Origin of the sequence: Streptomyces capillispiralis, from assembly GCF_007829875.1 — a bacterium.
GTDB lineage: Bacteria > Actinomycetota > Actinomycetes > Streptomycetales > Streptomycetaceae > Streptomyces > Streptomyces capillispiralis.
The window spans coordinates 6,003,846-6,021,658 of sequence record NZ_VIWV01000001.1 but is presented as its reverse complement, the minus strand read 5'-3'; the positions used below and the strand labels follow the sequence as shown (position 1 = coordinate 6,021,658).

General features: G+C 73.5%; 21 protein-coding genes. 7 read left to right on the top strand and 14 right to left on the bottom strand.

The features are described from left to right. Positions 1 to 8: 8 nt before the first annotated feature. On the bottom strand, positions 9 to 1,502 hold the full coding sequence (locus tag FHX78_RS26230; RefSeq protein ID WP_145869862.1) for an anthranilate synthase component I: 1,494 nt from the start codon (positions 1,500 to 1,502) through the stop codon (positions 9 to 11). 11 nt (positions 1,503 to 1,513) lie between these two features. Continuing rightward, entirely contained in the window at positions 1,514 to 1,906 is a 393-nt protein-coding gene (gene hisI / locus FHX78_RS26225) for a phosphoribosyl-AMP cyclohydrolase (RefSeq protein WP_145869861.1), read from the bottom strand. Between the two features lie 128 nt (positions 1,907 to 2,034). Here hisI and FHX78_RS26220 point away from each other — a divergent pair, with 128 nt between their 5' ends. Further along, positions 2,035 to 2,670: a TIGR03085 family metal-binding protein gene (locus tag FHX78_RS26220; protein WP_145869860.1), complete on the top strand. Its 636-nt coding sequence runs from the start codon at positions 2,035 to 2,037 to the stop codon at positions 2,668 to 2,670. A 23-nt stretch (positions 2,671 to 2,693) separates the two neighbouring features. Further along, the gene (locus FHX78_RS26215; protein WP_145869859.1) at positions 2,694 to 3,092 is read left to right on the top strand and encodes a VOC family protein; all 399 of its coding nucleotides are present in this window, start codon (positions 2,694 to 2,696) and stop codon (positions 3,090 to 3,092) included. Between the two features lie 3 nt (positions 3,093 to 3,095). Here FHX78_RS26215 and hisF read toward each other — a convergent pair whose 3' ends face one another. The 8 genes from hisF to hisD are packed head-to-tail and all read right to left on the bottom strand — an operon-like array spanning position 3,096 to position 8,855. Continuing rightward, a complete protein-coding gene (hisF, locus tag FHX78_RS26210) occupies positions 3,096 to 3,851 on the bottom strand; it encodes an imidazole glycerol phosphate synthase subunit HisF (protein ID WP_145869858.1) in 756 nt (251 codons plus the stop codon). Further along, positions 3,848 to 4,252, bottom strand: coding sequence for a Rid family hydrolase (locus FHX78_RS26205; protein ID WP_145869857.1), 405 nt, complete (start codon positions 4,250 to 4,252; stop codon positions 3,848 to 3,850). Before FHX78_RS26205 ends, hisF begins: the two co-directional genes overlap by 4 nt. Before the next feature lie 16 nt (positions 4,253 to 4,268). Further along, positions 4,269 to 4,991 (bottom strand): bifunctional 1-(5-phosphoribosyl)-5-((5-phosphoribosylamino)methylideneamino)imidazole-4-carboxamide isomerase/phosphoribosylanthranilate isomerase PriA, encoded by a 723-nt coding sequence (gene priA / locus FHX78_RS26200; RefSeq protein ID WP_145869856.1) that lies wholly within the window; start codon positions 4,989 to 4,991, stop codon positions 4,269 to 4,271. Between the two features lie 4 nt (positions 4,992 to 4,995). After that, the gene (gene hisH / locus FHX78_RS26195) at positions 4,996 to 5,637 is read right to left on the bottom strand and encodes an imidazole glycerol phosphate synthase subunit HisH (protein WP_145869855.1); all 642 of its coding nucleotides are present in this window, start codon (positions 5,635 to 5,637) and stop codon (positions 4,996 to 4,998) included. A 4-nt stretch (positions 5,638 to 5,641) separates the two neighbouring features. Then, on the bottom strand, positions 5,642 to 5,800 hold the full coding sequence (locus FHX78_RS36915) for a hypothetical protein (RefSeq protein WP_167531860.1): 159 nt from the start codon (positions 5,798 to 5,800) through the stop codon (positions 5,642 to 5,644). 3 nt (positions 5,801 to 5,803) lie between these two features. Next, the gene (gene hisB, locus FHX78_RS26190; protein ID WP_145869854.1) at positions 5,804 to 6,406 is read right to left on the bottom strand and encodes an imidazoleglycerol-phosphate dehydratase HisB; all 603 of its coding nucleotides are present in this window, start codon (positions 6,404 to 6,406) and stop codon (positions 5,804 to 5,806) included. Continuing rightward, entirely contained in the window at positions 6,403 to 7,521 is a 1,119-nt protein-coding gene (locus FHX78_RS26185) for a histidinol-phosphate transaminase (protein ID WP_145869853.1), read from the bottom strand. The genes hisB and FHX78_RS26185 overlap by 4 nt, the downstream gene beginning before the upstream one ends. Beyond that, positions 7,518 to 8,855 carry a histidinol dehydrogenase gene (gene hisD, locus FHX78_RS26180; protein ID WP_189908695.1) on the bottom strand — a complete coding sequence of 446 codons (1,338 nt, stop codon included), beginning with the start codon at positions 8,853 to 8,855 and terminating at the stop codon, positions 7,518 to 7,520. Before hisD ends, FHX78_RS26185 begins: the two co-directional genes overlap by 4 nt. A 193-nt stretch (positions 8,856 to 9,048) precedes the next feature. Between hisD and FHX78_RS26175 the strand changes: the two genes are divergently transcribed. From FHX78_RS26175 to ybaK, 4 genes are all read left to right on the top strand, one after another. Further along, positions 9,049 to 10,626, top strand: coding sequence for an oxidoreductase (locus tag FHX78_RS26175; RefSeq protein ID WP_145869852.1), 1,578 nt, complete (start codon positions 9,049 to 9,051; stop codon positions 10,624 to 10,626). Positions 10,627 to 10,787: 161 nt separating this feature from the next. Next, on the top strand, positions 10,788 to 11,852 hold the full coding sequence (locus FHX78_RS26170) for a hypothetical protein (RefSeq protein WP_145869851.1): 1,065 nt from the start codon (positions 10,788 to 10,790) through the stop codon (positions 11,850 to 11,852). An 11-nt stretch (positions 11,853 to 11,863) separates the two neighbouring features. Further along, positions 11,864 to 12,604: an LON peptidase substrate-binding domain-containing protein gene (locus FHX78_RS26165; RefSeq protein WP_145869850.1), complete on the top strand. Its 741-nt coding sequence runs from the start codon at positions 11,864 to 11,866 to the stop codon at positions 12,602 to 12,604. 28 nt (positions 12,605 to 12,632) lie between these two features. Then, positions 12,633 to 13,133 (top strand): Cys-tRNA(Pro) deacylase, encoded by a 501-nt coding sequence (gene ybaK / locus FHX78_RS26160; protein ID WP_145869849.1) that lies wholly within the window; start codon positions 12,633 to 12,635, stop codon positions 13,131 to 13,133. A gap of 230 nt (positions 13,134 to 13,363) precedes the next feature. On the opposite strand, the gene FHX78_RS26155 is transcribed toward ybaK, so the two are convergent. The 4 genes from FHX78_RS26155 to FHX78_RS26140 form a co-directional block, all read right to left on the bottom strand. Next, a complete protein-coding gene (locus tag FHX78_RS26155) occupies positions 13,364 to 14,071 on the bottom strand; it encodes an AAA family ATPase (RefSeq protein WP_145869848.1) in 708 nt (235 codons plus the stop codon). A 34-nt stretch (positions 14,072 to 14,105) separates the two neighbouring features. Continuing rightward, the gene (locus tag FHX78_RS26150; RefSeq protein WP_167531859.1) at positions 14,106 to 14,927 is read right to left on the bottom strand and encodes an ABC transporter permease; all 822 of its coding nucleotides are present in this window, start codon (positions 14,925 to 14,927) and stop codon (positions 14,106 to 14,108) included. Between the two features lie 89 nt (positions 14,928 to 15,016). Next, the gene (locus FHX78_RS26145) at positions 15,017 to 15,991 is read right to left on the bottom strand and encodes an ABC transporter ATP-binding protein (protein WP_145872165.1); all 975 of its coding nucleotides are present in this window, start codon (positions 15,989 to 15,991) and stop codon (positions 15,017 to 15,019) included. A 143-nt stretch (positions 15,992 to 16,134) separates the two neighbouring features. Then, positions 16,135 to 17,343, bottom strand: coding sequence for an NYN domain-containing protein (locus FHX78_RS26140; protein WP_145869847.1), 1,209 nt, complete (start codon positions 17,341 to 17,343; stop codon positions 16,135 to 16,137). Between the two features lie 220 nt (positions 17,344 to 17,563). Here FHX78_RS26140 and FHX78_RS36910 point away from each other — a divergent pair, with 220 nt between their 5' ends. Beyond that, positions 17,564 to 17,731: a hypothetical protein gene (locus FHX78_RS36910; protein WP_167531858.1), complete on the top strand. Its 168-nt coding sequence runs from the start codon at positions 17,564 to 17,566 to the stop codon at positions 17,729 to 17,731. Positions 17,732 to 17,813 lie beyond the last annotated feature (82 nt).

The following is a 17,813-nucleotide window of genomic DNA, read 5'->3' as shown; positions in this document are numbered from 1 at the left end:
GGTTCGTCTCAGGCCGTTCCGAGCCGGTTGGCGGTGTGCACGGCGCGCAGCACCGCCGCCGCCTTGTTGCGGCACTCGGTGTCCTCGGCGACCGGGTCGGAGTCGGCGACGATCCCGGCGCCGGCCTGGACGTAGGCGGTGCCGTCCCGCAGCAGGGCGGTGCGGATGGCGATCGCGGTGTCGGAGTCGCCGGCGAAGTCGAGGTAGCCGACGCAGCCGCCGTACAGCCCGCGCCGGGACGGTTCGAGCTCGTCGATGATCTGCATCGCGCGGGGCTTGGGCGCGCCGGAGAGGGTGCCGGCCGGGAAGCAGGCGGTGAGCACGTCGAACGCGGTGCGCTCGGGGGTGACCCGGCCGGTGACGGTGGAGACGATGTGCATGACGTGCGAGTACCGCTCGACGGACATGAAGTCGACGACCTCGACGGAACCGGGTTCGCAGACGCGCCCGAGGTCGTTGCGCCCGAGGTCGACGAGCATGAGGTGCTCGGCGCGCTCCTTGGGGTCGGCGAGCAGTTCGTCGGCGAGGGCCTGGTCCTCCTGCGGGGTGGCGCCGCGGGGCCGGGTCCCGGCGATGGGGTGGACCATGGCCCGTCCGTCCTCGACCTTCACCAGGGCCTCCGGCGAGGAGCCCACCACGTCGAAGCCGTCGAAGCGGAACAGGTACATGTAGGGCGAGGGGTTGGTGGCCCGCAGCACCCGGTAGACGTCCAGGGCGCTCGCGGTGCAGGGCGTCTCGAACCGCTGGGAGGGGACGACCTGGAAGGCCTCCCCCGCGCGGATGCGCTCCTTGACGTCCTCCACGGCCCGCTGGAAGTCGGGGCCGCCCCACAGGGCGGTGTAGCCGGGCAGCTCGGAGGGCGGGAGGACGGCGGGCGGCTGGGCCACCGCGCGGGTGAGGTCGGCCTGCATGGCGTCGAGGCGGGCCACGGCGTCGGCGTACGCCTCGTCGACGCCGGTGTCCAGGTCGTTGTGGTTGATCGCGTTGGCGATCAGCCAGACGGAGCCCTCCCAGTGGTCCATGACGGCGAGGTCGCTGGTGAGCAGCATGGTCAGCTCGGGCAGCCGCAGGTCGTCGCGCTCGCCGGGGCCGATCTTCTCCAGGCGGCGCACGATGTCGTAGCCCAGATAGCCGACCATGCCGCCGGTGAAGGGCGGCAGGCCCAGGTCGTGGGTGAGGTCGCGGGGGGTGTGCAGGGCCCGGAGGGTGGCGCGCAGCGCGGCGAGGGGGTCGCCGTCGGTGGGGACGCCGACGGGCGGCGTGCCCTCCCAGTGGGCCTGTCCGTCCCGCTCGGTGAGGGTGCCGGCGCTGCGGACCCCGACGAAGGAGTAGCGGGACCAGGCACGGCCGTTCTCCGCGGATTCGAGCAGGAACGTGCCGGGGCGCTCGGCGGCGAGCTTGCGGTAGAGCGCGACCGGTGTGTCGCCGTCGGCGAGCAGCTTGCGGGTGACCGGGACGACCCGGCGGTCGGTGGCCAGCTTGCGGAACGTCTCGAGGTCCATGGCCGCAGACCCTACTGATCCGAGGCGGGGGCGTCCGCCACCACCAGGACATCGGCGTCGAAGCAGGTGCGGGCGCCGGTGTGGCAGGCGGCGCCGACCTGGTCGACCTTGACCAGCACGGTGTCCGCGTCGCAGTCGAGGGCGACCGACCTGACCCACTGGAAGTGGCCGGAGGTGTCGCCCTTGACCCAGTACTCCCGCCGGCTGCGCGACCAGTAGGTGCAGCGGCCGGTGGTCAGCGTGCGGTGCAGCGCCTCGTCGTCCATCCAGCCCAGCATCAGCACCTCTCCGGTGTCGTACTGCTGGGCGATGGCGGGCAGGAGGCCGTCGGGGCTGCGCTTGAGCCGCGCGGCGATGTCCGGGTCGAGGCGGCTGGGCCGGGACGTGCTGGTCATGGTCACCATTGTGCCGCGCGGGACGGTCCCGCCCGCGCGCGCGTCCACCGATTGGGCACGGCGGTGGACGGGTGTCCGCGCGGGGGCCGCCGGGCGACGGGTGGGCGGACCCGGCGCCCGGCCGTAGGCTGGCTGGCATGTCGACCCATGCCAAGCGTGAACGGCTCCTCCTGGCCGACCTCCTGGAGACCACGGGCCCCGAGGCCCCCACCCTGTGCGAGGGCTGGACGACCCGCGACCTCGCCGCCCACGTGGTGGTGCGCGAGCGCCGCCCCGACGCGGCCGGCGGCATGCTGGTCAAGCAGCTCGCGGCGCGCCTGGAGCGGGTGATGGCGGAGTTCACCGCCAAGCCGTACGAGGAGCTGATCCAGCTGATCAGGACCGGTCCGCCGCGCTTCTCACCCTTCTCGCTCAAGCAGGTCGACGAGCTGTCGAACATCGTCGAGTTCTACGTCCACACGGAGGACGTCCGCCGGGCCCAGCCGGACTGGACGCCGCGTGAGCTCGACCCGGTGTTCCAGGACGCCCTGTGGTCGCGGCTGGAGCGCTCCGCGCGGCTGATGGGCCGCGGCACGCCGACGGGTCTGGTGCTGCGCCGTCCGGACGGCCAGACGGCGGTGGCGCACCGCGGCACCCCGGTGGTCACGGTGACCGGGGAGCCGTCCGAGCTGGTGCTGTTCGCCTACGGCCGGCAGGGCGCGGCCAAGATCGCGCTGGAGGGCGAGGAGGACGCGATCGCGAAGCTGCGCGGGACCAAACAGCTCGGCATCTGATCCGTACCGGAAAGGCGCAGCTCGTGATCAAAGTGGCCATGGCCAGCGTGTACGTCGACGACGTGGCGAAGGCGCGCGCCTTCTACACCGATGTCCTCGGCTTCGAGACCCGCACCCACATGGACCTGGGCGGCGGCACGCTGTTCGTCACCGTGGGCGCCCGCGAGGGTGCCCAGCCGGACGTGGAGCTGCTGCTGGAGCCGGGGCAGGGCCCGATCGCCGAGCCCTACCGCCGGTCGGTCCGCGAGGCGGGGCTGCCCGCCATCGTGCTCTCGGTGGACGACCTCCGCGCGGAGTTCGAGCGGCTCCGCGGGGAGGGCGTGCACTTCGTGCAGGACCCGCAGGAACAGGGCCCGTTCCTCACCGCCGTCCTGGACGACACGGTCGGCAACCTGATCCAGCTGGCTCAGCCGACGCACTGAGCCTCACCGGACCGGGTGGCCCGCCTCCCGGAGGGTCTCCTTGACCTGGCCGATGCGCAGGTCGCCGAAGTGGAAGACGGAGGCGGCCAGCACGGCGTCGGCGCCGGCCGCGACCGCGGGCGGGAAGTCGGCCAGCTTGCCGGCGCCGCCCGAGGCGATCACCGGGACGGTGACGTGCTTGCGCACGGCCGCGATCATCTCCAGGTCGTAGCCGTCCTTGGTGCCGTCGGCGTCCATGGAGTTGAGCAGGATCTCACCCGCGCCCAGTTCGGCGGCGCGGTGCGCCCACTCCACGGCGTCGATGCCGGTGCCCCGGCGGCCGCCGTGCGTGGTGACCTCGAAGGAACCGGCGTCCGTACGGCGGGCGTCGACCGAGAGGACCAGGACCTGCCGGCCGAAGCGTTCGGCGATCTCGCGGATGAGGTCCGGCCGGGCGATGGCGGCGGTGTTCACGCCCACCTTGTCGGCGCCGGCGCGCAGCAGCTTGTCCACGTCCTCCGTGGTGCGGACGCCGCCGCCCACCGTCAGCGGGATGAACACCTGCTCGGCCGTGCGGCGCACCACGTCGTAGGTCGTCTCGCGGTTGCCCGACGAGGCGGTGATGTCCAGGAACGTCAGCTCGTCGGCGCCCTCGGCGTCGTACACCTTGGCCATCTCGACGGGGTCGCCCGCGTCGCGCAGGTTCTGGAAGTTGACGCCCTTGACGACCCGGCCGTTGTCCACGTCCAGGCAGGGGATGACTCGGACCGCCAGGGTCATGAATTCACGGCTCCTCTGAATGCTTCCAGTTCTACTGAGACCAGCACGCGCGAGTCGACGAAGCCCTCGACCACCAGGACGGTGGTGACCGGGCGCACCGCGTCGAACAGTTCCTTGTGGGCCCGCCCGGCCGCGTCGACGTCGCGCGCGTGGGCGAGGTGGACGCGGGTGCGGATCACGGACTCGACGCCGAGCCCGAACTCGCCGATCGCCTCCAGCGCGATGGTGAAGGCCACCTTGGCCTGCTCGTAGGGGTCGCCCTCCCCATACAGGACGCGGCCCCGGAACGAGGTCGTGCCCGCCACCAGGACGCGGTCACCGGCCGCCACGGCGCGCGCGAAGCCGAAGGACTCCTCCCAGGGGCTTCCGCTCTGCACGCGCCGTACGGCATCGGACGTCATCGCACCGTGTCCTTGTTCACGACGTGACCTCCAGGGCCTCTTCCAGGGTGAACGCCTTGGCGTACAGGGCCTTCCCGACGATGGCGCCCTCGACACCGAGCGGCACGAGTCCCGCGATGGCGCGCAGGTCGTCCAGCGAGGACACGCCGCCGGAGGCGACCACGGGGCGGTCGGTGGCGGCGCAGACGTTCCTCAGCAGCTCCAGGTTGGGGCCCTGAAGGGTGCCGTCCTTGGCGATGTCGGTGACGACGTAGCGGGCGCAGCCCTCCTTGTCGAGGCGGGCCAGCGTCTCGTAGAGGTCGCCGCCGTCGCGGGTCCAGCCGCGGCCGCGCAGGGTGGTGCCGCGCACGTCGAGGCCGACGGCGATCTTGTCGCCGTGCTCGGCGATGACCTTGGCGACCCACTCGGGGGTCTCCAGGGCGGCGGTGCCGAGGTTGACGCGGGTGCAGCCGGTGGCGAGGGCGGCGGCGAGGGTGTCGTCGTCGCGGATGCCTCCGGACAGCTCCACCTTGATGTCCATCGCCCCGGCGACCTCGGCGATCAGCTCACGGTTGTCCCCGGTGCCGAAGGCGGCGTCCAGGTCGACCAGGTGCAGCCACTCGGCGCCGGAGCGCTGCCAGGCGAGGGCGGCCTCCAGGGGGGAGCCGTACGACGTTTCCGTCCCCGACTCGCCGTGCACCAGGCGGACGGCCTGGCCGTCGCGGACGTCGACGGCGGGGAGCAGTTCGAGCTTGGCCATGTCTCTACAGGGTTCCGATCCAGTTGGTGAGGAGCTGGGCACCGGCGTCGCCGGACTTCTCGGGGTGGAACTGGGTCGCCCACAGGGCGCCGTTCTCCACGGCCGCCACGAACGGCTTGCCGTGGGTGGACCAGGTGACGAGCGGGGCGCGCATCGCCGGGTTGGCCGTCTCCAGGGTCCAGTCCTGGACGGCGTAGGAGTGCACGAAGTAGAAGCGGGCGTCCGCGTCGAGGCCGGCGAACAGTTCGGAGCCGGCCGGGGCGTCCACGGTGTTCCAGCCCATGTGGGGGACGACGTCGGCCTGGAGCGGCTCGACCGAGCCGGGCCACTCGTCGAGGCCCTCGCTCTCCACGCCGTGCTCGATGCCGCGCGCGAACAGGATCTGCATGCCGACGCAGATGCCCATCACGGGGCGGCCGCCGGAGAGCCTGCGGTCGACGATCCAGTCGCCGCGTGCCTCCTTCAGACCCTGCATGCAGGCGGCGAAGGCGCCGACGCCGGGCACCAGCAGCCCGTCGGCGTTCATGGCCCGGTCGAAGTCGCGGGTGATCTCGACGTCGGCCCCCGCGCGGGCGAGGGCGCGCTCGGCGGAGCGGACGTTGCCGAAGCCGTAGTCGAAGACCACGACCTTCTTGGTGGTGCTCAAGAGCTCACACCTCCAGCCTCATGGCGCCGGCGACGAGGCACATCGCGGCGCCGATCGAGAGGACCACGATCAGGCTCGTGGGCATCTTCTGCTTGACGAAGGAGACGATCCCGCCGACCAGGAAGAGGCCGACGACGATCAGGACGGTGGACAGGCCGTTCATGGCTTACAGCGCGCCCTTCGTGGAGGGCAGGATGCCGGCCGCGCGGGGGTCGCGCTCGGAGGCGTAGCGCAGGGCGCGGGCGAGGGCCTTGAACTGGCACTCCACGATGTGGTGCGCGTTGCGCCCGTAGGGCACGTGCACGTGCAGGGCGATCTGCGCCTGGGCGACGAAGGACTCCAGGATGTGCCGGGTCATCGTCACGTCGTACTCGCCGATCATCGGCGCCATCTTCTCGGGCTCGGTGTGCACGAGGTAGGGGCGGCCGGAGAGGTCGACGGTGACCTGGGCGAGGGACTCGTCCAGCGGGACGGTGCAGTTGCCGAAGCGGTAGATGCCCACCTTGTCGCCGAGGGCCTGCCGGAAGGCGGCGCCGAGCGCGAGGGCGGTGTCCTCGATGGTGTGGTGGGAGTCGATGTGCAGGTCGCCCTCGGTCTTCACGGTGAGGTCGAACAGACCGTGCCGGCCGAGCTGGTCGAGCATGTGGTCGTAGAAGCCGACCCCGGTGGAGATCTCGGTCCTCCCGGTGCCGTCGAGGTCGATCTCGACGAGGACGGACGTTTCCTTCGTGGTGCGTTCGACTCTGCCCACGCGGCCTTCGCGAGTCATGCGCTCTGCTCCTGTTCCTTCTTGAGATCACGGACCGCGTCGAGGAACGCGTCGTTCTCGGCGGGGGTGCCGGCGGTGACCCGCAGCCATCCGGGGACGCCGTTGTCCCGGACCAGGACCCCCCGGTCGAGGATCTTCCGCCAGGTGGCGTGGGCGTCCTCGAACCTGCCGAACTGGACGAAGTTCGCGTCGGACTCGGTGACCTCGTAGCCGATGGCGCGCAGTTCGGCGACCAGCCGGTCCCGCTCGGCCTTGAGCTGCTCGACGTAGCCGAGCAGGGTGTCGGTGTGCTCCAGGGCGGCCAGCGCGGTCGCCTGGGTGACGGCGGACAGGTGGTACGGCAGCCGGACCAGCTGGACGGCGTCGACGACCGCGGGGTGCGCGGCGAGGTAGCCGAGGCGCAGGCCCGCCGCGCCGAACGCCTTCGACATGGTGCGGGAGACGACCAGGTGCGGCCGCCCCTCGATCAGGCGGAGCAGCGAGTCGCCGTGGCTGAACTCGATGTACGCCTCGTCCACGACCACCATGGACGGCTTGGCGGCCTGGGCGGCCTCGTACAGGGCGAGGACCGTCTCCGGCGGGACCGCGTTGCCGGTGGGGTTGTTGGGGGTGGTGATGAAGACGACGTCCGGGCGGTGCTCGGCGATCGCCTTCTCGGCGGCGGCGACGTCGACGGTGAAGTCGTCGTTGCGGGGGCCGGAGATCCAGCCGGTGCCGGTGCCGCGCGCGATGAGGCCGTGCATCGAGTACGACGGCTCGAAGCCGAGGGCGGTGCGGCCCGGCCCGCCGAAGGTCTGCAGCAGTTGCTGGATGACCTCGTTGGAGCCGTTGGCGGCCCAGACGTTCTCGACGCCGACCGGGTGGCCGGCCGTGTCCGTCAGGTACTCGGCCAGCCTGGTGCGCAGTTCGACCGCGTCCCGGTCGGGGTAGCGGTTGAGGTGCCGGGCGGCCTCACGGACCCGCTCGGCGATCCGCTCGACCAGCGCCTCGGGCAGCGGGTAGGGGTTCTCGTTGGTGTTCAGCCGGACGGGGACGTCCAGTTGGGGCGCGCCGTAGGGGGACTTGCCGCGCAGCTCGTCCCGTACGGGGAGATCGTCGATGCGTACGTCGTTCACTTGCTCTCGGGCACCTTCCAGCCGAACCTGGCCTTGATCGCCGCGCCGTGCGCGGGCAGGTCCTCCGCCTCCGCCAGCGTCACCACGTGGTGCGCGACCTCGGCGAGCGCGTCCTCGCTGTAGTCCACGACGTGGATGCCGCGCAGGAAGGACTGGACGGACAGGCCCGAGGAGTGGCAGGCGCAGCCGCCGGTGGGCAGGACGTGGTTGGAGCCGGCCGCGTAGTCGCCGAGGGAGACCGGGGACCAGGGGCCGACGAAGACCGCGCCCGCGTTGCGCACCCGGTCGGCGAGCGCGGCGGCGTCGGCGGTCTGGATCTCCAGGTGCTCGGCGCCGTAGGCGTCGACGACCCGCAGGCCCTCCTCGATCCCGTCGACCAGGACGATCGCGGACTGGCGGCCGGACAGGGCCGGCACGATCCGGTCGTCGATGTGCCGGGTGGCCCTGACCTGCGGCTCCAGCTCCTTCTCCACCGCGTCCGCGAGGTCCGCGGAGTCGGTGACCAGGACGGCGGCGGCCAGCGGGTCGTGCTCGGCCTGGCTGATCAGGTCGGAGGCGACGTGCACCGGGTCGGCGGTGGAGTCCGCGAGGATGGCGATCTCGGTCGGTCCGGCCTCGGCGTCGATGCCGATGCGGCCGGTGAAGTAGCGCTTGGCGGCGGCGACCCAGATGTTGCCGGGGCCGGTGACCATGTTCGCGGGCGGGCAGGACTCGGTGCCGTACGCGAACATCGCGACGGCGGTGGCGCCGCCGGCCGCGTACACCTCGTCGACGCCGAGCAGGGCGCAGGCGGCCAGGATGGTCGGGTGCGGCAGTCCGCCGAACTCGGCCTGGGCCGGGGAGGCGAGCGCGATGGACGGGACGCCGGCCTCCTGGGCGGGCACCACGTTCATGATCACGGAGGAGGGGTAGACGGACCGGCCGCCCGGCGCGTACAGGCCGACGCGGTCGACGGGGACCCACTTCTCGGTGACCGTGCCGCCGGGGACGACCTGGGTGGTGTGGGTGGCGCGGCGCTGCGCGCGGTGGACGAGCCGGGCGCGGCGGGCGGACTCCTCCAGGGCCGCGCGGACGGCCGGGTCCAGCTGCTCCAGGGCGTCGGTGAGCGCCTGGGCCGGGACCCGGACGGATTCCAGGCGTACGCCGTCGAACCGCTCGGCGAAGTCGATCAGCGCCGCGTCGCCCCGATGATGGACGTCCTCGCAGATGGGCCGCACCTTGTCCAGGGCGGCCGCCACGTCGAAGTCGGCTCGGGGCAGCAGGTCGCGCAGGGCGGGGCCCTCGGGGAGGGCGTCGCCGCGCAGATCGATCCGGGCGAGGAATTGTTGCAGCACGTGCTCAATTCTCTCAGACCCGCGCGGTGGGCCGTTCGGCCGTTCCAGTGGCTGATACGGACCACCGGCCGTGACGGTCCGCGCACACGACGGAGATCTTCTTCACTTTCCGTGTTCAATACGTCACCCGAATGGGCATGAACGGTTGTACGAAGGGACGAACCCGCGAGTACGTGGGGAGGAGGGGAGCACCGTGACCGAGGGGGTGGGGCCGGGCGCCGGAGAGCCGCCGGAGGACCTGACCGCCGCGGAGGCCGGGATGTGGCAGGCCTTCCGCAACGGCAGTGTGTACGACCTGAGCAGCGGTGACACGGTCGTCGACGATCCGCACGGAGGGCATCCGTGGGGCGCCGAGCGGACGGTCCGGGCGCGGGTGGTGTGCTGGCTCCTGCTCGACGGGCCGCCCGCGCTGGCCGGCCGGGTCTCCTCGCTGAAGCTGGTGGGGGTGCGGATCAGCGGCACCCTGGACCTCGCCGGGGGCACGGTCGTGCCGTACGTGGAGATGCGCGGCTGCCGCTTCGAGCGGGACGTGCTGCTGCCGGAGGCCCGTTTCACGACCGTGCGGCTGGTGGACTGCTCGGTGCCCCGCCTGGAGGCCGCCCGGCTGCACACCGAGGGCGATCTGCATCTGCCGCGCTGCCGCTTCCTGGGCGGCATACGGCTCACCGACGCCCGGATCGGCACGGACCTGCTGCTCAACCAGGCGATCGTGCACCGGGACCGCAGCGGCCGTTCGATAGCCGCCGACGGGATGACCGTGGGCCAGGACCTCCAGGCGGAGATGCTGGAGTCGCACGGCGAGCTGAGCCTGCGCAGCGCCCAGATAGGTGTCTCGCTGAGCCTGCGCGGCGCCCGTCTGGTCAACCCGTACACCCGCCTCGCGCTGAACGCGCCGCAGCTGACCGTGGAGCGCTCGCTGTACCTGACCCCGGCGGGGCTGGGCGCGCAGGCGCGCAGCGGGATGACCCCGGCGCGCGGGACGCGGATCCAGCGGTTCGAGTGCCAGGGCGGGGTGCGGCTGGACGACGGGCGGTTCGGGGACGCGGTCGACTTCGAGGGGGCCGGGTTCACCTTCACGGACGAGCAGGAGCTGTCGCTGCGCCGGGTGCAGACGCCGGAGCTGCGCTTCCTCGGGGAGCGGCCGGCGCGCGGCAAGGTGGTGCTGTCGGGGGCCAAGGTGGTGAACCTGATGGACCGGGCGGACAGCTGGCCGGGCCCGGGCCGGCTGCACATGGGCGGCTTCACCTACGAGAACCTGGTGCCGCGCGGGCCGTTCCCGCTGGCGCTGCGGCTGCGGTGGGTGGACGCGGCGAGCGCCGAGTACAACCCGGAGCCGTACGAGCGGCTGGCCGCCGTGCTGCGGGAGGGCGGGGAGGACGAGGACGCCCGGGAGGTGCTGCTCGCCAAGCAGCGCCGTCGCCGCGAGAGCCTGCCGCCCGCGGCCAAGCTGTGGGGCTACGCGCAGGACTGGACGGTCGCCTACGGATACCGGCCGGGCCGGGCCGCGGTGTGGATGGCGGTGCTGTGGGCGGGCGGGTCGGTGGCGTTCGCGCGGGCGGACCTCCCGCCCCTGAAGAGCGGTGAGCATCCGGCGTGGAACCCGGCCCTGTTCGCCCTGGACCTGCTGCTGCCGGTGATCGACCTGGGCCAGGTGGGCTTCTGGCAGATGCGCGGCGGCTGGCAGTGGCTGTCGGCCGTGTTCATCCTGCTGGGCTGGATCCTGGCGACGACCGTGGCGGCGGGGGCGACCAGGACACTGCGGCGCACCTGAGGTTGCCGAGACTCCTGTGGCTCATGGGGCGGCAGGGGCCCGGTGCAAGGTGAGGGGGCCTCTGCTTTTTACCGGGCCTTGACCGAGCCCCGTACAACTTTCCCCGACTTCCGTGTGGGCTCTGGCGCCGCTGTGACCTGCGGACTTTCAATGGTCCAACCATGGCTCTGCTGCACGGGTTCACCCGTACCTCCCGGGTGCGCGGCAGGTCGACGGGCCCCGCGCCCGCCGTCCTCGTCGCGCTGCCCGCCGACGACGAGGTGCTCCTCGACGCACCCGACGACATGCTGGGCCCGGCGCTGGTCGGGGCGGCGGACGGCGACCACGTACCGGCCGCCGACCTGCTCGCCGCCACCCGGCGCACGGGCGCCTGGGAGCACCGCGACCGGTATGTGCGGCGCCTCGCCCGCTTCGCGCACGCGCGCCCCGAGTGGCTGGACGCCTGGCGCGCCCTCGCCCCGCACGACCCCGACGGGCTGCTGGTGGACGCCCAGCGGGCGGTGGACCGCGCCTGGGGCTCACCGGCCCGGGCCGAGCTGCTGCGCGAGGTGAGCCCGCTGATCACGGCCGCCGCCCGGTCGGACGGCCGCGACCCGGTGCCCTGGCGGATCGCCCTGGACCACGCCCGGGGCGCGCGCGCCGGTCACACCTACTTCGAGGAGCTGTGGGAGGCGGCGGTCCGCCGCGCCCCGCACCACTACGGCTGCCATGTGGCGGCCCTGCGCTACCTGGCGTCCTCGTGGCACGGTTCGCACCGCGAGTGCTTCGACTTCGCCGACCTGGCCGCACAGGACGCGCCGCGGGACGCGCTCACGCAGGCGCTGCCGCTGCGGGCGGCGTTCGGCTATCTGACCGACGGCTGCGGTCCCGAGGTGCCGCGCGAGCGGGTGGAGGCGGCGGCCGACCGTGCCGTCGCGCTGTCCGCCCGGCTGCCGGCGGGCCGCTGCTGGCCGGCCGAGCTGCGCAACCTGCTGGTCTACGTCCTCGTCCGCCTGGAGCGCTGGCAGGACGCCCTGGAGCAGCTGCGTCTGACCGGCCCGTACGCCACGTCCTTCCCGTGGGACCGGGACGCCGAGGATCCGCTCGGCCGGTTCCTCGAGGTGCGTCAGGCCGTACGCGCGGCGGTGGTGTCCGGGGCCCCCGCGGCCGGAACGAATGCCTCCTTGCGGACCTCCGAGCGTCCGCGAGATGAGCAGGGCGGGCGAGTCCGCTTCGGCGACCATTAGGCTTTTGCGTCGTGACCACCGTCCGGCTTCCGCTCTTCCCCCTGAACACGGTGCTGTTCCCGGGGCTCGTGCTTCCGCTCAGCGTCTTCGAGGAGCGCTATCGCGCCATGATGCGCGAGTTGCTGAAGACCCCCGAGGACGAGCCGCGCAGGTTCGCCGTCGTGGCGATCCGCGACGGCCACGAGGTGGCCCCGAGCGTGCCCGGCATGCCGGACCCGACGGCGGTGCCCGACCGGGGCCCGGCGGCCGGCTTCGGCACCGACCCGCTGCGCGCCTTCCACAAGGTGGCCTGTGTGGCCGACGCGGCGACGATCCGGGAACGGGCGGACGGCACCTTCGAGGTGCTGGCGACCGGCACCACCCGGATCCGGCTGCTGTCGGTCGACTCCTCGGGCCCGTTCCTGACCGCCGAGGCGGAGCCGGTGGAGGAGGATCCCGGCGAGGAGGCGGGGGCGCTGGCGGAGGGGGTGCTGCGGGCGTTCCGCCAGTACCAGAAGCGGCTGGCGGGGGCGCGCGAGCGGTCCCTGTCGACCGGCGCGGACCTGCCGGACGAGCCGGGCGTCGTCTCCTACCTGGTCGCCGCCGCGATGATGCTGGACACGCCGACGAAGCAGCGTCTGCTCCAGGCACCGGACACCGCCTCCCGGCTCCGCGACGAACTGAAACTCCTTCGCCGGGAGACGGCCATCATCCGTAACCTGCCCTCGTTGCCGTCGTCGGACCTGACGCGCGGCCCGACCAGTCTCAACTGACGCACGACCTAACGGGGTACCGGCCGCGATGGCGAAGAAGTCCAAGAAGCAGCAGTCCGCGGGCACGCCCGCCACGGTCGCGCTCACCGCGGCCGGTGTGCCGTTCACCGTCCACTCCTACGACCACGACCCCTCCCACCCGTCGTACGGCGAGGAGGCGGCCGAGGCGATGGGCGTCTCGCCGGAGCGGGTCTTCAAGACGCTGGTGGCGGACGTCGACGGCGTGCTGACGGTGGCGGTGGTCCCGGTGGCGGGCCAGCTGGACCTGAAGGCCCTCGCGGCGGCGGTCGGCGGCAAGCGGGCGGCGATGGCCGACCCGGCGCTGGCGGAACGCACCACGGGGTACGTCCGCGGCGGCATCTCCCCGCTCGGCCAGCGCAAGCGGCTGCCGACGGTCGTGGACCAGTCGGCCACGCGGCACGGCACGGTCTGCGTCTCGGCCGGCCGCCGCGGCCTGGAGGTCGAGCTCTCCCCCGGCGACCTGACCGAGCTGACCTCGGCGACCCTGGCACCGATCGGACGCGCGTAGGCCCTCACCCGTGCACCGGGAGAGACACGCCGAAGCGGCCGCGGGCAGCGCCGGACCGGCCCCGTCACCGGCCTGCCCGGAGGCCACACCGGGCCGGCCGTGCGGCGTCCCCAGGGTCTGTCGTCCGGATCAGGCCGGCCGAGGAAGACCGCGCCTCTCAGCCCACCCGAGCGGGGCGTGGTGCGTGCGTGCCACGCCCGTGACGCGGGCACGGTCCCGAACGACAGACCCTAGGCCTTCTGCCCGCCGCCGTCCGCGGCGTACGGTCCCTGGGGCGCGAAGGGGTCCGGGTCCCGGGGGCCGAACAGGCCCGTCAGGCCCAGGTGCACGACCAGTGCCGCGAACGGCCAGACCAGCAGCGCGCCCTTGGCGCTCAGCTTCAGCGGCGCGTCGAAGGTGACGCCCTTGCCGGCGCTCCTGGCCTGCGCCATCACGTCCTGCGGCGGCCCGAGCCACACCCCGAGCCGCCAGGCCAGCAGCGATCCCAGCAGCCCTCCGACGGCCAGCGCCACCACCAGCGGCACCCCGCCGCGGCGGCGCACCAGGAACGCGACGAGCGCGCACAGCGCGCCGAAGCCCAGGGCGAGCAGTGAGAACGTGCCGTCCACCCCGGCGGCCTGCTCACCCTCGGAGTCCTTGAAGTAGACGACCCAGGTGTCGCCGGCCACGTCGCCCACCAGCGGCACGCGCGGCGCCAGCCACCACCACAGCACGCCGAGCAGCACTCCGCCGAGCGCCACCGCCACCGCCGTCACGGCGGCCTCCCGCACTTCGGTCCTCATCCCGGGGCCGTCCTGGTCGTGCCCCCAGCCGTGCCGCGGATACCCGGCGGGCCCGGTGCTCCCGGAGTGCTGGAGGGGGCCGTGCGCCGGGGGCTGCCACGCGTCCCGCGCGGAATGTTCGTGTGGAGGCGGTGGGGGTGTCAGAGGTGCGCTCACCCTGCCATCGTGCCAGGCCCCGCTGTGCGGCGCGTCACCGGACGGCCGCCCTGCGGTACGCCCAGGTCGCCACCGCCAGCGAGATCACGCCGACGCCCCCGCACACGGCGAGGTCACCGAGCACACGGGCCCAGTCGGGGTGGGGTCCGAAGGTCCGGGCGAAGGCCTCGACGCCGTACGTCGAGGGCAGCAGGTCGCGGGCCAGGCGCACCGCCTCCGGCATCCGCTCCGACGGCAGCACGCCCAGCAGCAGCGCCGCCGACATGCCCAGCTGCCCGAGCAGGGTGGCCAGTTCGGGCCGGGGCGCGAGCAGACCGAGGGCCGCGCCGAGCCCGGCGAGCGCGGCGCCCGCGAGCGGGATCACCGCGGCCAGCACCCACAGGTGTGCCACCGGCAGCCCGAACAGCACGCAGCCGAAGACGGCGGTGACGACGGTCCCCGGCACGGTGAAGGAGGCGTACGCGCCCGCCGCGCCCAGCACCACCGCGGCCGGCGGCACGGGCAGGGTCGCGTAGTGGTCGAGTCCGCCGCTGGCCCGCAGCTGCCCGAAGTACTGGGCGAGGAGGTTCAGCGCCACGAAGGCGACGACCAGCACCGCCGAGCCGGCGACCACGGCCTGCGCCTCGCCGCCGCCGTCCACGACCCCGCGCATCAGGATCATGATGCCGACCGACTGGAAGGTCGCCACGAACAGCAGCGGGATCCGCGCGACCCGCGCCCGGGACAGCTGCGCCCGGTACACGGCCGCCAGCGACGGCCACAGCCGCGCCCGCGGGCCGAGCTGGGCCGGTTCCGGCGCGGCCTGGTCCAGGGCCAGGGCGCCGCCCGGCAGGACTTCGGCGGGTACGACACTCACGTCGTGCTGCTCCCCTTCGTCGGGATCCACTCCGGCGTTCGCCCCGTCGGATACGGAAACGGCGGCCTGTGCGCTCACGGCCCGGGCGCTCACGCCTTCACCAGCCCCTGCCGCACGGCGCCGCCCAGCGCCAGGTAGACGTCCTCCAGGCTCGGCGTGGCCAGCGTGAAGTCGTCCAGGGCGGCGAAGGCGGCCCCGCCGGTGACGGTGGCGACGACCGTACGGGCCTCCTCGGGCGCCAGTCGCAGGGTCCAGCGGCGGCCGGACTCCTCGACCCGGTCGCGCAGCGCGGCCACCTCGGGCACGTGCAGCGGGGGCGCCGCACGCCACACCAGGTCGACCCGGACCTCGCCGGCGACCTGTTCCTTGAGTCCGGCCGGGGTGTCGCAGGCGATGACCCGGCCCCGGTCGAGGACGGCGACCCGGTCGAGGACGGTCTCGGCCTCGATGACGTTGTGGGTGACCAGCAGCACGGTCGTGCCGCGGTCGCCGCGGCGCCGGTCGACGGCGGACCACACCGCCCGCCGGGCCACGGGGTCCATGCCGGTGGTCGGCTCGTCGAGCACGAGCAGCGGCCGCTCCCCCACCAGCGCGGCGGCGAAGCAGGCCAGTCGGCGCTGGCCGCCGGAGAGCTTCTTCAGCGGGCGTCCGGCGAGGGGCGTGAGCCCCAGTTCGTCCAGGACGTCGTCCCGTTCGGCCCGGGCGCGCCGCACGTCGAGCCCGCGCAGCCGGCCGGTGGTCTCGGCGGCCAGGGACACGGTCAGTTCGTCGAGGGCGCTGGACTCCTGGCCGAGGTAGGCGAGGATGCGCGAGGCCCGCTCGGGGTGGCGCACGATGTCGTGGCCGAGGATCTCCACGCTGCCGCGGTCGGGCCGCATCAGCCCGGTCAGCTGGCGTACGAGGGTGGACTTGCCGGCGCCGTTCGGCCCGAGCAGGCCGAAGATCTCACCGCGCCGGATGTCCAGCCGTACGTCGTTGGTGGCGCGGACCTCGGGGGTGGCCGGGACGCCGCGCCGTCCGCGCACCGCCGGATAGGTCTTGGTCAGCCCGCGCACCGCACACACGACGTCACCACCGTGCCGGAATGCCTGTGCCGCGCGCGTACTCACAAGGGACGAGCCTACGGGGTCGGCGTCCCCGCCCCTCCCTCGGGTCACCCCGGTGCCCGCAAACCCGCCCCAACCGCCCGCCGGGCCGGGAGGCCCGCTCATTCCCCCGCGGGAGCCCGCTCCGTACCGGTGCGCAGGTCCAGCTCGCGCCAGAAGCCCGCCCGGATGGCGTAACGGTCGCGTTCGTCGATCTGGTCGTCCTTGTGGGCCAGGAGCCCGAAGCGGGCCGCGTAGCGCAGCAGCTCGCCGTCGACGCGGTGCGGGATGCGGGGGTACATGGCGGACAGCTTCTGGAGGTGGCTCTGGTCGCCGAGCCGCTCCACCCAGCGCCGCGCGAAGACCTGCCCCACCTCGAAGGGGTCGCCGCCGACGGTGGTGATGTCCTCCTCGCGGTCGGCCCACCGCTGCTCGGCCGTGGTCAGCTGGGCGAGCGTCGGCATGGAGGCGGCGTCCGGCGGCTCGGCGACGGGCCGGTCGACCCAGCCCTTGTCCGAGGACCAGCGCAGGGTGGCGGAGGCGGGCTGCTGCGCCGGGTGCGGGGCGGGGCTGCGCAGCGCGGCCAGGTCCTTCGGGGTGGGGACGCCCTTGGCGGTGGGCGCCCGCTCGGCGGTGCCGTTGTGCGCCGCGGCGGCCGGGTGCGGGGGCTCCTGGGCGGTCCGCTCGGCCGCCGCGGCGAGCGCGGAGTCCGGCAGCGGGGCGGAGAGGATCGCCGCGATCTCCGGCCGCGGCAGGGACGGCGGCGCGCACACGCCGGTGGACTCCTTGGCCCGTACGGCCTGGGTGATCCACGCCCGGTCCAGCACGCGGCGTTCGTCGGCCTCGGCGACCAGGTCCTCGGACTGGTTGTAGTCCCCGTCGGCGGCCTGTACGGCCCACAGGTGCACGGCGACGCCGTGCTCCTTGGCGGCCATCATGCCGGGCAGCAGATCGCCGTCGCCGGTGACCAGGACGATGTCGGAGCAGGCGCGGTTGCGGGCCAGCTCGGTCAGCTCGGCGTGCATGGCGGCGTCGACGCCCTTCTGCGCCCAGCGGCCGTCGCTGCGGGTCAGCGCCCCCAGCCGGACGGTGACCCGGGGCATCACGCGCAGCCTGCGGTGCTCGGGCTGCGGGACGCGGTCGGGGGCGCCGTCGAACCAGTAGATGCGCAGCAGCGGCTGCCGCGTGTCGTTCTCGGCGCGATCGCGCAACCCCTGGATGAGGGCCGCGTGGTCGACGGTGATGCGGGACCGCGACGGCTCCCCGGCGAGGAGACTGGCGGCGGCCCCCAGCAGATACCCGGCGTCCACCAGGACGATGCAGCGGTCCACGCGATCCACCCTCTTTCCGGGAGGTTTGCTTCGGGCTTGCTTCGAGTCTGCCCGACCACGCCGGGGTTAACGGCCCGAACTCGATCTTCGGCGTGGCGTTTCCACACTTCCTCCCCCGACCACCCCGGTGACACACGGTAATTGTCTGACATGCGCGGGTTGTCGGGCTATGTGAATCTGGTCCCGGCCCTGGCCCCTAGTCCCCACAGGAGGCACCACCATGGCCAAGAACAAGAACCGTGACCGTAAGCAGCCGCAGGCCGAGCGCGCCCAGCGGGCGACGCAGACGTCCACCATGGAGACGCCGGACGAGCAGCGCACCACACAGGTCCTCCCCGGCGAGGTCGGCCGGGGCAAGGGCCGGCAGAAGCGCTTCGGCCACAACTGACGTCCCGGTGACGGGCCGTCGCGGCCCCGGCACATGAAGAGGGGCGCACCCACTGCGGGGTGCGCCCCTCGAGCGCGTCGGC